This is a genomic window from Nocardia anocheti (assembly GCF_029675105.1).
Lineage (GTDB): Bacteria > Actinomycetota > Actinomycetes > Mycobacteriales > Mycobacteriaceae > Nocardia.
On sequence record NZ_JAQQFV010000001.1, the window covers coordinates 534493 to 547159 of the forward strand.

Below are 12667 nucleotides of genomic sequence, written 5' to 3' on the forward strand. Positions count from 1 at the left end.
TGTGGATTTCCGCTGAATCCCCAGGTCAGAGGGCACGTCGGCATGGGGATGGCCGTGGAGTGACTCGAGGATGAATCGGGACCGCCTGTGGACGGCCGAAGTTGTCCCACATCCATCCTCGAGTTGTCCTCGAGTTGTTCCACCGGATTCACCCAGTTGTTCACACCCCGGTGCACCCTGGTGGCAACCCCGTGGATTCCTCGAGGACTCCACAGGGATTCCTCGAGGAATCCACAGGGGCGGAATCGGCAGCGGCGCAGGTCAGCGCCTGTGTCGGCCTGTGAGCGGAGCGACCTGTGCACGATGTGGACAACTCCCTGTGGGTAGATACTCCCCACTCGATCCCCAGGCCCTGTGGGTGAACCGGTGCACAACCGGTGGATTCCTCGAGGATTCCACAGGGATTCCTCGAGGAATCCACAGGGCAAAAAAGAACACCGCCCGAGGTCAGGGCGGTGTTCGAGGGTGTGGATGAAATCAGCGCGAGCGCTGCTTGATCCGGGCTGTGAGTTCTTGGACCTGGTCGTACACGCGGCGCCGCTCGGTCATCTCCTTGCGCACCTTCTTCTCCGCGTACATCACCGTCGTGTGGTCGCGCCCGAAGGCCTGCCCGATCTTGGGCAGCGACAGATCGGTCAGTTCGCGGCACAGGTACATGGCGATCTGGCGGGCCTGGGCCAGCGGACGCGCCTTGCCGGGTCCGGTGAGCTCCTCGAGGGTGGTGTTGAAGTACTCGGCGGTGACGGCCATGATCGTGGCCGCGTTGATCTCGAGCGCCGCCGTATCCGGCATCAGGTCGCGCAGCACCACCTCGGCCAGCGAGAGGTCCAGCGGCTGACCGTTGAGCGAGGCGAAGGCCGTCACCCGGATGAGGGCGCCCTCGAGCTCGCGGATATTGCGCTCGACCCGGCTGGCGATGAGTTCGAGCACGTCGTGCGGCACATCGAGCCGGTCCATCCGCGCCTTCTTGCGCAGGATCGCGATGCGGGTCTCCAGCTCGGGCGGCTGCACATCGGTGATCAGGCCCCACTCGAAGCGGGTGCGCAGGCGTTCCTCCAGCGTGGCCAGCTGCTTGGGCGGGCGATCCGAGGAGACGACGATCTGCTTGTTCGCGTTGTGCAGGGTGTTGAAGGTGTGGAAGAACTCCTCCTGGATGCCTTCCTTGCCCTCGATGAACTGGATGTCGTCGACCAGCAGGATGTCGGTCTCGCGGTAGCGGCGCTTGAACGCGACCTTGCGGTCGTCGCGCAGGCTGTTGATGAAGTCGTTGGTGAACTCCTCGGTGGACACGTACTTCACCCGCATCCCCGGGAACAACCGCTGGGCGTAGTGCCCGGCCGCGTGCAGCAGATGCGTCTTGCCCAAACCCGAAGCGCCCCAGACGAACAGCGGGTTGTAGGCGCGTGCCGGTGCCTCGGCGATGGCCACCGCGGCGGCGTGCGCGAAGCGGTTGGACGCGCCGATGACGAAGGTCTCGAAGGTGTACTTGGCGTTGAGACTGGCCGAGGACGAGGGCTGCGGCGGCGCCTCCGGCGACTTGTTGAAGTAGGTCGGCCAGTTGTTGCGGGCGTCGACCACCGGCTCGTCGTCGGCGGGTTCGGCACCGGGCTGACCGGGGAACGGGGTGTCGGGCACGGCGTCGACGGGCGCGTCCTCGACCCGGGCGGTGGGCGGCTCCTCCGGCTGCGGACGGCCGCGCGCCGGTGCGCGCTGTGGCGGCGGGTCGGGCGTGAACAGCGACTCCTGACCGGGCGGGATGTGCTCGCGACGTGGCGCGGCGGCCTGCTCGCGTCGCGCGGGCGGGGCGGTCTCGGGGACACGCTGCTCCGGGCGACCGCCACGGAACTCCGCGCGCCCACCGAACTCGCCACCGGCGTAGTCGCCGACGGGGTAGGGCGCGGTCGGCTCGTAGTCGGTGCCGGGGAACTCGCCGCGCTCGGCCGGGTACTCGGAGCCCTTGTATTCCTGGCCCTGGTATTCCGAAGCCTGCTGGTAGTCCTGCTGCGGCTGGTATTCGTTCTGCTGGTAGTCGGGCTGCTGGTACTCCGGTTCGGCGGGGTACTCGCGATGACCCGCGTAGTCCTGGCGCTCGCCGTACTCGGCGGGCTGACCGGCGTACTCGCCCCGGTCGCGGTAGCCGTTGGCGAAGTCTCCGCCCTGGGGATACTCGGGCGCGGACTGGTAGTCGAACTCGCCGGTGCCGTAGCGCGGCCTGCCGTACTCCCCGCGCGCGGCGTAGTCGGGGACGCTGAAATCCGGGCCGGGGTAGCCCGCGGGCGGACGGGTCGGCTCGCGCGGACGCTCGGGCCTGCTGGTCATCCTGGCGTGTCGAGGCGCACTGCCGCTGCGCTCCCCCGCGGCCGGGATCGGCGCGGCGATACGCACTCCCAACCCCTCGACCTGCGGGCCGAGCCTGCGGCCCAGCGAGCGTAGGATCGGTTCGCGCAGATCGCGCTCGATCGCTTCCTGGGCCAGAGACGAGGGAACCGACAGCAACGCGAAGCCCTGCGCGACGGTCAGCGGCTTGACCAGTTTCAGCCACGCCTGCTGGGCGCGACTGACCGCGGGAATGGCGCCGTCGGCCGAACCGGTGGTGAGTTCGGCAACAACTTCCGGCCATACCGTGGCCAGCACGTTCTGCTCGTCATCCATGCGGAGTCCTCCCCGGACCGGTTCGTTGGAGCACCGAATATGCCACTCCGGCCAGTTATCCACACAATTATCCACAGATGTGGACAAACCTGGGGATAGAGGAATTCTGCCAGCGTGTGGCAGTGAATGGGGCTGGACCTGCGGTTCTGCAGCAATCCCCCGGCTACAGAGGCTAGCTGGCCGGGGCTCCGAAGGCCAGCGGTGTGGAAGAACTCACGAAAAGTGTCGCGGATGCGCCGCTCGGCCCGGGCGTGTCGGACGACGCAGGCCGCCGAACGCCCGAGGTCGCGCCCGGCAGAGGGCACTGGGGGCCGAGTTTGACCCGGTGTAGCCGTATCAGTACCCTCAGACAGTCACCCCTTGGCGCGGTGGCGGCTCTGTGCTGCACGTCGATCGCCAAGGCAATCTGCGCGTAGACCGCGGTCCGCTGCGCAGAGATCCGAATCACCGAAAACTTCGGGTACCTGACCGGTGCCCACCAACTCGAGGAGTGTTGACCGTGGCCAAGGGCAAGCGGACGTTCCAGCCGAACAACCGTCGTCGGGCGCGCGTGCACGGCTTCCGCCTCCGGATGCGCACCCGTGCGGGTCGCGCCATCGTTTCGGCGCGCCGCCGTAAGGGCCGTGCCGAACTGACTGCCTGATCGCGCGTAGTCGGACGCTCGGGTGTTGCCTGAGCCGTATCGGTTGCACCACCGTGCCGAATTCTCCCGCACGGTGCGCCGCGGTCAGCGAATCGGGAGGCGAGATCTCGTCGTACATGCGTTCACGCACACGTACGACGATGTCGCCGACGGCGATTCGCTGGTCCGCGTAGGCGGTCCGCGGTTCGGGCTGATTGTCAGCAAGGCGGTGGGTAACGCGGTGGTTCGCCACCGGGTCGCCCGCCGCCTGCGTCATATGTGCGGCCAGGTGGTCGACGAACTCCCGGTCGGCACCGACGTCGTGATCCGGGCGCTGCCCGGTGCGGCGACCGCCGACTCCGCCGAGCTGTTGCGCCAGCTGCGCACCGGCCTGCGCAAGCTCGGCGTGCGCCAGGCGCCGGAGTCCGCGCTCGGTCGCCCCTCGTCCGGTGTCCGGTGATGCGCACGCTCACCCGGCTACCCGCCAACGCGCTGATCTTCCTGATCGAGCTGTACCGGACCTATGTCTCCCCCACCCGGATGCCGATCTGCCGCTTCACCCCCACCTGCAGTGAGTACGCGGTGACCGCCCTGCGGACACGCGGCCTGTTCGTGGGGTCGGCGCTGACGGTCGTGCGCCTCGCGAAATGCGCACCCTGGCACCCTGGAGGGTGGGATCCCGTGCCGGAGCGCGGGTCGAATGCCTTCACCAAGTCATCGCCCGCGTTGATCGGCGATACGAACGACGGGAGTACCTAGAGCCGTGCTCGACATCATCTATTGGCCGGTATCCGCGATTCTGTGGTTCTGGCACAAGGCCTTCGGCTTTGTGTTCGGCGCCGACAGCGGGCTCACCTGGAGCCTCGCCATCGTGTTCCTGGTCTTCACCCTCCGGCTGATTCTGTACAAGCCGTTCGTGAAGCAGGTCCGCACCACCAAGCAGATGCAGGAGCTGCAGCCCCAGATCAAGGAGCTGCAGAAGAAGTACAAGAACGACCGCGAGACCATGGCGCGGGAGATGCAGAAGCTGCAGAAGGACCACGGCTTCAATCCGCTCATGGGCTGCCTGCCGGTCCTGGTGCAGGTGCCGGTCTTCCTCGGTCTGTTCCACGTGCTGCGTTCGTTCAACCGCACCGGTACCGGCTTCGGCCAGATCGGGATGTCGTCCTACGACAACGCGCACACCGCGAACTACATCTTCAGCGCGACCGACGTCCAGTCGTTCCTGAGCGCGCGCATCTTCGGCGCGCCGATCGCCGCCTTCATCACCGCGCCGACCGATCAGCTGCAGGCGTTCGCCGATTGGGGTGGCACACCCACCAAGCTCAACATCGCGCTCGTGGCCGTGCCGCTGATGATCATCGCCGGTCTGGCGACGCACTTCAACGCCCGCGCCTCGGTGCAGCGGCAGACGCCGGAAGCCGCGGCCAACCCGCAGGCCGCCATCATGAACAAGCTGTCGCTGTGGGTCTTCCCGCTCGGCGTGATGGTCGGTGGCCCCTTCCTGATGATCGGCATCCTGATCTACTGGGTGGCCAACAACATCTGGACCTACGGTCAGCAGCACCTGGTGTTCGGCCGGATGGAGAAGGAAGAAGAAGAGAAGAAGGCCAAGAAGCTGGAGCTGCGCGCGCAGAACGCGCCCAAGCCCGGCGCCAAGCCGGTCGACGTCCGCAAGAAACAGGACGCCCCGGCCGCCGACGACTCCTCGGCGAACGGCACCGCCGCCACGAACGGCACCCCCAAGCAGTCGGCCAAGCAGGGCGGCCAGCGCAGGCCCGGCGGGCAGAAGCGGCCGGGCAACCGCGGCCGCGCGAACCAGAAGCGTAAGCGCTGAGTGGCGACCAGATAGAGGAATCCAATGACTGTTGAGACCGAGACCGACGGAGGGGACGCCACTGTGGCGACGACTGTTGACGTCGTGAACGACGCCGAGGAAGCGTTGATCGAAGAGGGCGAGATCGCGGGCGACTACCTCGAGCAGCTGCTGGACGTGCTCGATTTCGACGGCGATATCGACCTCGATGTCGAGGGCGACCGCGCCGTCGTGAGCATCGACGGTGGCCGCGATCTGACCAAGCTCGTCGGCCGCAACGGCGAGGTGCTCGACGCGCTGCAGGAGCTGACCCGCCTCGCGGTGCAGCAGGCGACCGGCGTGCGCAGCCGCCTGATGCTCGATGTCGCCGGGTGGCGGGCGCAGCGTCGCGCCGATCTGAGCGAGCTCGGTGTGGCCGCGGCCAAGCGCGTGCTGGAGTCGGGCAAGCCCGAGGCGCTCTCGGCCATGACCCCGTTCGAGCGCAAGATCGTGCACGACGCCGTCGCCGATATCGAGGGCGTCGCCAGCGAGAGCGAAGGTGTGGAGCCGAATCGTCACGTGGTGGTCGTGCCCGAGTAGGCTGATTTCGCCGCGACCACGAATGCTGTGGGTAGGGCCTCCGGTCTCGGACCGGGGGCCTTATTCATGCCCGATGCTCCACTGGGAAGGATGTTTCACGTGGAACGAGAACTGGGTGCGCTGCCCGCCGAACTGGAACCGCCCGCCGCTGCCGCTCGGGTGTTCGGCGACCGCCTGGACCTCGCGCGCCGCTACTGTGCGGCGCTGGCCACCGCCGGGGTGGAGCGCGGGCTCATCGGCCCCCGGGAAGTGCCCCGGCTGTGGGAGCGTCACATTCTCAATTGCGCGGTCATCGGTGAGTTGATCGACGAGGGCGCCTCGGTCGTCGACATCGGCAGTGGCGCCGGGCTGCCGGGTATCCCCCTCGCCATCGCCCGGCCGGATCTGCGCATCACCCTCGTCGAGCCGCTGCTGCGCCGCACGGTGTTCCTCAGTGAGTTCATCGAAGAGGCGGGTCTCGAGGTGCGCGTCGTTCGCGGCCGCGCCGAACAGTCCGGGGTGATCAAGGAGGCGGGCGGCGCGGATGTCGTCACCTCGCGCGCGGTCGCCCCGCTCGCCAAGCTCGCGCACTGGTCGCTCCCCCTGCTCCGCGACCACGGCCGGATGCTCGCCCTCAAGGGAACCAGCGCCGCCGAAGAACTCGAGCGCGATGGCGCCGAGCTGATCCGTGACGGCGCCACCGATCTTCGCGTCGTCGGGTGCGGCGCGGGAATCGTCGAAATCCCGACCCTGGTGATCAGTGCGGAACTGCTCCCCCGCGCCGAGCGGCCGACGCGTCGTGCCGGACGCAAGGCGGCCGGAGTGGAGAAGAAGGCGCGCAAGCGTCGGGAGACCGGTACCGCCTGAGTTTCTCAGGGCGGAGGTGGATGCGCCGCTTTCGTAACGTGACAAAACCGCCCGAGGGTAGTTGCCTAGGCCGTCGCATCGCGAAATTCGGTCGATGCGACGGAGAGTCGCAACGGGGCTGTGAGAGCGGCGCTGCGTGAACGGTTTCCACGGGCGGAGGTCCGTGTTTCACTTGGAACTCGGCTCCGCTCGGCGCCGCATTTCAACCGCCACTCCCCCGACGTTTCCCGTGAAACAACGTTGCGGAAAGCGGAATTCGACACAGTTGGGCGTGTCCTTCTCGCCGTGCCGCGATTCAGCTTTCCTAACCGTCGTACTGCTGGCAAGCTGTTCACAGTCGAGCGTGTGCGACCGCGCCACGGTGATGTGGACGACGCCACGCCGAACGTATATGCGATGACACGGCGCCGACGCTCGGTCGGGTACGTGATCTGAAGTTTCTCGGGTTAGGAGCTGTCTATGTCGAGCGGTCCGGCGAATGTTTCACGGGAAACAGCGTCGCGGGTCCCGGGGATGCTGGATTCCAGCAGCTTCGACGCGGAGACGTTCGGGAACACTCCTTTCGGGCACATCTCCCCGGCCGAGACCCCGATCGCGGCGGAAGCGCAACGCGCCAGCCAGATTCTGCATCCAGGAAAGGTCACTGTGCCGAAACCCCGCGAGCAACGGATCATCACCATCGCCAACCAGAAGGGTGGTGTCGGTAAGACGACGACCACGGTCAATCTCGCTGCCGCGCTAGCGCATCAGGGAATGACGGTCCTCGTCGTCGATCTCGATCCGCAGGGCAATGCGAGTACGGCGCTCGGCGTCGCGCATCACTCCGGGGTGCCGTCCAGCTACGAACTGCTGATCGGCGAGGTGGCCGTCAAGGACGCGATCCAGCAGAGCCCGCACAGCGAGCGACTGCTGTGCGTCCCCGCCACCATCGACCTCGCCGGTGCGGAGATCGAACTGGTCTCGATGGTCGCCCGCGAGAACCGGCTGAAGACGGCCATCCACGAGGCGGCCATCGCCGGGTACGACATCGATTACGTCCTCATCGACTGCCCGCCCTCGCTCGGTCTGCTGACCGTCAACGCGCTCGTGGCGGCCAAGGAGGTGCTGATTCCGATCCAGTGCGAGTACTACGCGCTGGAGGGCGTCGGCCAGTTGATCCGCAATATCGGGCTGGTGCAGTCGCACCTCAACCCCGAACTCCACGTCTCGACCGTGCTGCTGACCATGTACGACGGCCGCACCAAGCTGGCCGACCAGGTCGCCGAAGAGGTGCGCAACCACTTCGGTGACGTGGTGCTGAAGTCGATGATCCCGCGCAGTGTGAAGGTTTCGGAGGCGCCGGGCTACGGGATGACCGTGCTCGATTACGATCCGGGTTCTCGCGGCGCGATGAGCTACATGGACGCGGGTCGCGAATTGGCGAGCCGCGCTCAGCTCGCGCAAGACGCGTCGTAGTTGTGTTGGAACGAGGAAGGGATCGGTAGCCGATGAGTCAGGCGAAAAAGGGCGGTCTCGGTCGCGGGTTGGCCGCACTGATCCCGACGGGTCCGGCCTCCACGCCGGGACTCAGCAGCGCGGCGGCGAGCGTGATCGGGATCAACCCGATCGGCCCGCAGCCCGCCGAGGCGTTCCTGCACCGGGTCCCGGATGCCGAACCCGAGCCGGAAACCCCGGCCGAGCCGGTGGCCGAACTGGTCTCCCCCGGCGACGCGGTGTACCGCGAGATCCCGGCCGAACAGATCGTGCCGAACCCGAAGCAGCCGCGCTCGGTCTTCGAAGAAGAGGCGCTCGCCGAGCTGGTGCACTCGATCCGCGAGTTCGGGCTCATGCAGCCGATCGTGGTGCGCCGCGTCGAACCGGGTGTCGACAAGTTCCAGTTGGTCATGGGCGAGCGCCGCTGGCGCGCCTGCCAGGAAGCCGGACTCGACACCATCCCGGCGATCATCCGCGACACCGCCGACAGTTCGATGCTGCGCGACGCGCTGCTGGAGAACATCCATCGCGTCCAGCTGAACCCGCTCGAAGAGGCGGCCGCCTATCAGCAGCTGCTCGACGAATTCGATGTCACCCACGAGGAACTGGCTTCGCGAATCGGCCGCTCCCGACCCGTGGTGACGAATATGATTCGACTGCTGAAGCTGCCGATTCCGGTGCAGCGTCGGGTGGCGGCCGGAGTTCTCTCGGCCGGTCATGCCAGGGCGCTGCTCGGTCTGGATGCCGGAGCCGACGCACAGGAAGTGTTGGCGGCGCGGATCGTCGCCGAGGGACTATCGGTGCGAGCCACCGAAGAAGCGGTGACGCTCGCCAACCGCAACCCCTCGGACGTCGCTCCCCCGACGCCGAAGCGCAAGCCGATTCACATGCCGGGTCTGCAGGAAGTGGCCGAGCGACTGTCGGGTTCCTACGACACTCGCGTCACCGTCAGCCTCGGTAAGCGTAAGGGCAAGATCGTAGTGGAGTTCGGCTCCGTCGAAGATCTCGAGCGCATTGTGGCGCTGATGGAGCAAGCAGGCCCTGAAACGTCACTGTGACGAGAGAGACGGCATTACTGTGGATAGTGATGTGGCGTGAGCGTGGACGAATCGGATAGCTGGAGGCTGAGCAAAGCAGTGTCGACCAGCGTCACGACATTGACTCTCGACGGGCTCGATCGGCTCCCGGCGCATACCCGGCGGTGTGTGTTCTGGGAGCTCGATCCGGCGGTCGCGGCCGACTCGCACGCATTCAGCGATCCGGTATTCGAAAAGGAAGCCTGGCTGTCGACGGTCATGCTCGAGTGGGGTTCGTGCGGTCAGGTGGCGCAGGTCGACAACAATATCGCCGGGTGCGCGCTGTACTCGCCCCCGAGTGCGGTGCCGCGGTCGTCGCTGTTCCCCACCTCCCCCGTGAGCCCGGACGCGGTCCTGCTGACCACGCTGCAGGCCGAATTCCCCTACGACGAGGCCGATGTAGCCCACCGCCTCGTTCAGGCCGTGGTGGCCGATCTGGTGCGTCGTGGCGTGCGCGCGCTGGAGGCGTTCGGCATTCGCAGCGGTCCGCCGAGCAGTTCGCTGGCCGACCGCGGCCTCGGCTCCTCGATGCGGCTGATGGAACGGATCGCGGCTCCGCTGCGCGACCCGGCGGCCGCCACCCAGTGCACACCCGAAACCTGCATGATCGACGCCGATTTCCTCACCGATGTCGGCTTCGAAGTGATCGCTCCGCACCACCGCTTCCCCCGGCTGCGGTTGGAACTCGATTCCGATCACGGCTGGAAGGAAGACGTCGAGCACGCGCTCGACCAGCTCCTCGCCCAGGCGCAGATCCGCCTCCCCGTGACTTCTGGCCAGGCTTAGGTGCGAGTGGGCTTGGTGTGGCGGCCAGCGGTGTCGTGCGGGTTCGCTTAGCCCGTACCCGGTGAGTTACCCATGTTGTCGCGAGATCAGTGCGTGTGAATGGCCCCTGGAATGCCAGGGGCCATTCGTTGTCGGGTGAGTCAGACGCGCGGGGCGGGGACGTTGCCCGACTCCGCGGCGGCCAGCTCCTCGGCCAGCAGTTCGGCGAAGGTGTAGGTGCCGGTGGGCTGGTCGTCCTGGCCGAGCAGGTACAGGCGCTTGACCGAGATGAGGATGGCTTCGGCGATCACGTCGCGCATGCGCGGGTTGGTGAGCACCGAGGCGTCGTACTCGTTGGTGAGGTAGCCCAGGTCGACCTGGACGGTCGGCATCTTGGTGAGCCGCAGCAGATCCCACGTGCGCTGGTGGGTCCGGCAGTCCTGCACCGAGGTGCGGGCGACGACCTCGCGCTGGATGAACCCGGCCAGCACCTGACCGATCATCGACACCGAGCCGTGCGAATTGCCGAAGTAGAACCCGGCCACGCCCTTGGCCGACGGGTTGTCGCTGGTGGCGCAGCGCAGCGAGATCATCAGGTCGGCGTCGAAGGCGTTGGAGGTGTCCGCGCGTTCGGCGTCGGTGGGGTTGGCGCCCCACGGCCGCGACAGGAAGGTCTCCATGCCGGTGGCGGCCATCCGGCCCTCCAGCCGGGAGGCCAGATCCCAGAGGATCTCCGACTCGTAGACGTCACCGAACTCCGTCGGCACCGCGAAACCCTTGTCGGCACCGCCGAATCCGGGATCGATGACGATCCGCTTGCCGGTGAGCTGCGGGCCCGCCCGGTGCACCACCTCTTCCTCGGCGATGCGATGCGGGTTGCCGCCGGTGACGCGCGCGCCCAGCAGATCCAGCGAACGCAGCGTGTCCGGACCGCAGATGCCGTCGGCGGCCAGGCCGATCTCGCGCTGGAAGGCGCTGAGGCCGTCGTGGGTGTGCGGGCCGAAATAGCCGTCCACCCGGTACACGTAGAAGCCCAGGTCCTGCAGCTTGCGCTGCAGAGTGGCCACGTCGTCGCCGTAGAGCGGCGCGGACAGCTGGTAGATCAGCGTGCGAGCACCCAGGCGGTAGGAGGCTTCCTTCAGCGCGCGATAGGTGGCCGGACCGACCACCCCGTCGACGAGCAGGCCGCGTTGCTGCTGGAACGCGCGCACCGACGAATCGAGCGGGCGGTCGAACACCGCGTCGGTGTCCTTCCAGGAGTCACCGTGCGGCGAATGCAGGAAACCGAGGCTGGCGAGGGTGCTCCGAACCTCTGCTACGGCTGGTCCTGAATCGCCGTGACGAAGTCGGTGCATGCGTGAGAGCCCTTTCCTTCGGCCGGAGCGTCGCCTCGATTGTCTCAGACCCGGGGACTATAACGGGAATCCCCGGGTCCAGGCATCCTACGGCGCGTCGGCCGGTAGGAGGTGCTTTTGTCAGATGCCGTCGGGCCGGTCAGATCAGGCCGTCGAGCTCGCGCAGCAGCGCCGCCTTACCCTTGGCACCGACGATCTGCTTCACCGGCTTGCCGCCCTGGAACAGGATCATCGTCGGCAGCGACAGGATCTGGTAGTCGCGGGCGGTGCCGGGGTTGGCCTCGGTGTCGAGCTTGGCGATCGTCAGCTTGTCGGCGTGGCTGCCCGCGATCTCCTCCAGCACGGGGGCGACCATCTTGCACGGGCCGCACCAGTCGGCCCAGAAGTCCACCAGGACCGGCTTTTCGCTGAGCAGCACGTCGTCGGCGAAGGACTGGTCGGTCACGGTGATGGTGTTGGCGCTGTCGGCCATGGGTGTCTCCTTGCTGGGGTGGAACTAGTTGGCGGAGCCGTCGGCGTTGGCCAGGGTGTTGGCGGTGATGTCACCCTGCTCGGCCAGCCAGCGCTCGGCGTCGATCGCGGCGCGGCAGCCGGTACCCGCGGCGGTGATCGCCTGCCGGTAGGTGTGGTCGACCAGGTCGCCCGCGGCGAACACGCCCGCGATATCGGTGGCGGTGCCCGGATCACGCACCTGCACATAGCCTTCCGCGTCGAGCGCGACCTGGCCCTTGACCAGTTCGCTGCGCGGGTCGTGGCCGATGGCGACGAACAGGCCGGTCGCGGCCAGCTCGGACTCCTCGCCGGTGCGGGTGTCGCGCAGGGTCAGGCTGCTGACGCTGTTCTCGCCGTTGACCTTCGCGACCTCGGCGTTGAGCACGAACTTGATCTTCTCGTTGGCCTTGGCGCGCTCGAGCATGATCCGCGAGGCGCGGAACTCCTCGCGGCGGTGCACCACGGTGACGCTGGCGGCGAACTTGGTGAGGAAGGTGGCCTCCTCCATGGCGGAGTCGCCGCCGCCGACCACCACGATGTCCTGGCCCTTGAAGAAGAAGCCGTCGCAGGTGGCGCAGGCGCTCACGCCACGGCCGAGCAGATCCTGCTCGCCGGGAACGTTGAGATAGCGTGCGGCCGAACCCATCGCGAGGATGATGGCGTACGCCTCGAAGGTCTCCTCGCCCACGGTGACCTTCTTGATCGGGCCGGACAGGTCGATCGCGTCGACGTCCTCGGTGCGCAGGTCGGCGCCGAAACGCTTGGCCTGCTCACGCATCTGCTCCATCAGGTCCGGGCCCATGATGCCCTCGCGGAAGCCGGGGAAGTTCTCCACCTCGGTGGTGGTCATCAGAGCACCACCGAACTGGGTGCCCTCGAACACCAGCGGCGCCAATTCGGCGCGGGCGGCGTAGACGGCGGCCGTGTACCCGGCGGGGCCCGATCCGACGATGATCAGGTCGCGAACTGGCGTGCTCATGGGGGCCTTCCG

The 12667-nt window shown here is 67.3% G+C and carries 13 protein-coding genes; 9 read left to right on the forward strand and 4 right to left on the reverse strand.

Annotation, left to right across the window (positions count from 1 at the left end; translation table 11 throughout):
* Nucleotides 1–477: 477 nt before the first annotated feature.
* Nucleotides 478–2652: a chromosomal replication initiator protein DnaA gene (gene dnaA, locus QC180_RS02610; RefSeq protein ID WP_278260920.1), complete on the reverse strand. Its 2175-nt coding sequence runs from the start codon at nt 2650–2652 to the stop codon at nt 478–480.
* Between the two features lie 499 nt (nt 2653–3151).
* Here dnaA and rpmH point away from each other — a divergent pair, with 499 nt between their 5' ends.
* The 9 genes from rpmH (at nt 3152) to QC180_RS02655 (ending at nt 9850) form a co-directional block, all read left to right on the forward strand.
* Nucleotides 3152–3295, forward strand: coding sequence for a 50S ribosomal protein L34 (gene rpmH / locus QC180_RS02615; protein ID WP_005516618.1), 144 nt, complete (start codon nt 3152–3154; stop codon nt 3293–3295).
* Nucleotides 3296–3317: 22 nt separating this feature from the next.
* Nucleotides 3318–3734, forward strand: a complete 417-nt coding sequence (gene rnpA / locus QC180_RS02620; RefSeq protein ID WP_278260921.1) for a ribonuclease P protein component — start codon at nt 3318–3320, stop codon at nt 3732–3734.
* Nucleotides 3734–4033, forward strand: a complete 300-nt coding sequence (yidD, locus tag QC180_RS02625) for a membrane protein insertion efficiency factor YidD (protein WP_278260922.1) — start codon at nt 3734–3736, stop codon at nt 4031–4033. The genes rnpA and yidD overlap by 1 nt, the downstream gene beginning before the upstream one ends.
* A 4-nt stretch (nt 4034–4037) precedes the next feature.
* Nucleotides 4038–5111: a membrane protein insertase YidC gene (gene yidC, locus QC180_RS02630; RefSeq protein ID WP_278260923.1), complete on the forward strand. Its 1074-nt coding sequence runs from the start codon at nt 4038–4040 to the stop codon at nt 5109–5111.
* 24 nt (nt 5112–5135) lie between these two features.
* Nucleotides 5136–5669, forward strand: a complete 534-nt coding sequence (locus QC180_RS02635) for a Jag family protein (RefSeq protein WP_189031754.1) — start codon at nt 5136–5138, stop codon at nt 5667–5669.
* 90 nt (nt 5670–5759) lie between these two features.
* The gene (gene rsmG / locus QC180_RS02640; RefSeq protein ID WP_278260924.1) at nt 5760–6515 is read left to right on the forward strand and encodes a 16S rRNA (guanine(527)-N(7))-methyltransferase RsmG; all 756 of its coding nucleotides are present in this window, start codon (nt 5760–5762) and stop codon (nt 6513–6515) included.
* Between the two features lie 459 nt (nt 6516–6974).
* Nucleotides 6975–7970: a ParA family protein gene (locus QC180_RS02645; RefSeq protein WP_278260925.1), complete on the forward strand. Its 996-nt coding sequence runs from the start codon at nt 6975–6977 to the stop codon at nt 7968–7970.
* 32 nt (nt 7971–8002) lie between these two features.
* Nucleotides 8003–9046: a ParB/RepB/Spo0J family partition protein gene (locus QC180_RS02650; RefSeq protein WP_278260926.1), complete on the forward strand. Its 1044-nt coding sequence runs from the start codon at nt 8003–8005 to the stop codon at nt 9044–9046.
* Nucleotides 9047–9124: 78 nt separating this feature from the next.
* The gene (locus QC180_RS02655) at nt 9125–9850 is read left to right on the forward strand and encodes a GNAT family N-acetyltransferase (protein ID WP_278260927.1); all 726 of its coding nucleotides are present in this window, start codon (nt 9125–9127) and stop codon (nt 9848–9850) included.
* A gap of 140 nt (nt 9851–9990) precedes the next feature.
* On the opposite strand, the gene QC180_RS02660 is transcribed toward QC180_RS02655, so the two are convergent.
* The 3 genes from QC180_RS02660 to trxB form a co-directional block, all read right to left on the reverse strand.
* The gene (locus QC180_RS02660; RefSeq protein WP_278260928.1) at nt 9991–11184 is read right to left on the reverse strand and encodes an N-acetylmuramoyl-L-alanine amidase; all 1194 of its coding nucleotides are present in this window, start codon (nt 11182–11184) and stop codon (nt 9991–9993) included.
* Between the two features lie 139 nt (nt 11185–11323).
* Entirely contained in the window at nt 11324–11656 is a 333-nt protein-coding gene (gene trxA / locus QC180_RS02665) for a thioredoxin (RefSeq protein WP_071931034.1), read from the reverse strand.
* Between the two features lie 24 nt (nt 11657–11680).
* Nucleotides 11681–12655: a thioredoxin-disulfide reductase gene (gene trxB, locus QC180_RS02670; protein WP_278260929.1), complete on the reverse strand. Its 975-nt coding sequence runs from the start codon at nt 12653–12655 to the stop codon at nt 11681–11683.
* Nucleotides 12656–12667 lie beyond the last annotated feature (12 nt).

Bases quoted from the DNA above. Each gene is read 5' to 3' on its own strand.
- yidD (WP_278260922.1), top strand. From the start codon at position 3,734: ATGCGCACGCTCACCCGGCTACCCGCCAACGCGCTGATCTTCCTGATC.
- QC180_RS02650 (WP_278260926.1), top strand. From the start codon at position 8,003: ATGAGTCAGGCGAAAAAGGGCGGTCTCGGTCGCGGGTTGGCCGCACTG.
- rsmG (WP_278260924.1), top strand. From the start codon at position 5,760: ATGTTTCACGTGGAACGAGAACTGGGTGCGCTGCCCGCCGAACTGGAA.
- QC180_RS02660 (WP_278260928.1), bottom strand. From the start codon at position 11,184: ATGCACCGACTTCGTCACGGCGATTCAGGACCAGCCGTAGCAGAGGTT.
- QC180_RS02645 (WP_278260925.1), top strand. From the start codon at position 6,975: ATGTCGAGCGGTCCGGCGAATGTTTCACGGGAAACAGCGTCGCGGGTC.
- dnaA (WP_278260920.1), bottom strand. From the start codon at position 2,652: ATGGATGACGAGCAGAACGTGCTGGCCACGGTATGGCCGGAAGTTGTT.
- QC180_RS02635 (WP_189031754.1), top strand. From the start codon at position 5,136: ATGACTGTTGAGACCGAGACCGACGGAGGGGACGCCACTGTGGCGACG.
- trxB (WP_278260929.1), bottom strand. From the start codon at position 12,655: ATGAGCACGCCAGTTCGCGACCTGATCATCGTCGGATCGGGCCCCGCC.
- trxA (WP_071931034.1), bottom strand. From the start codon at position 11,656: ATGGCCGACAGCGCCAACACCATCACCGTGACCGACCAGTCCTTCGCC.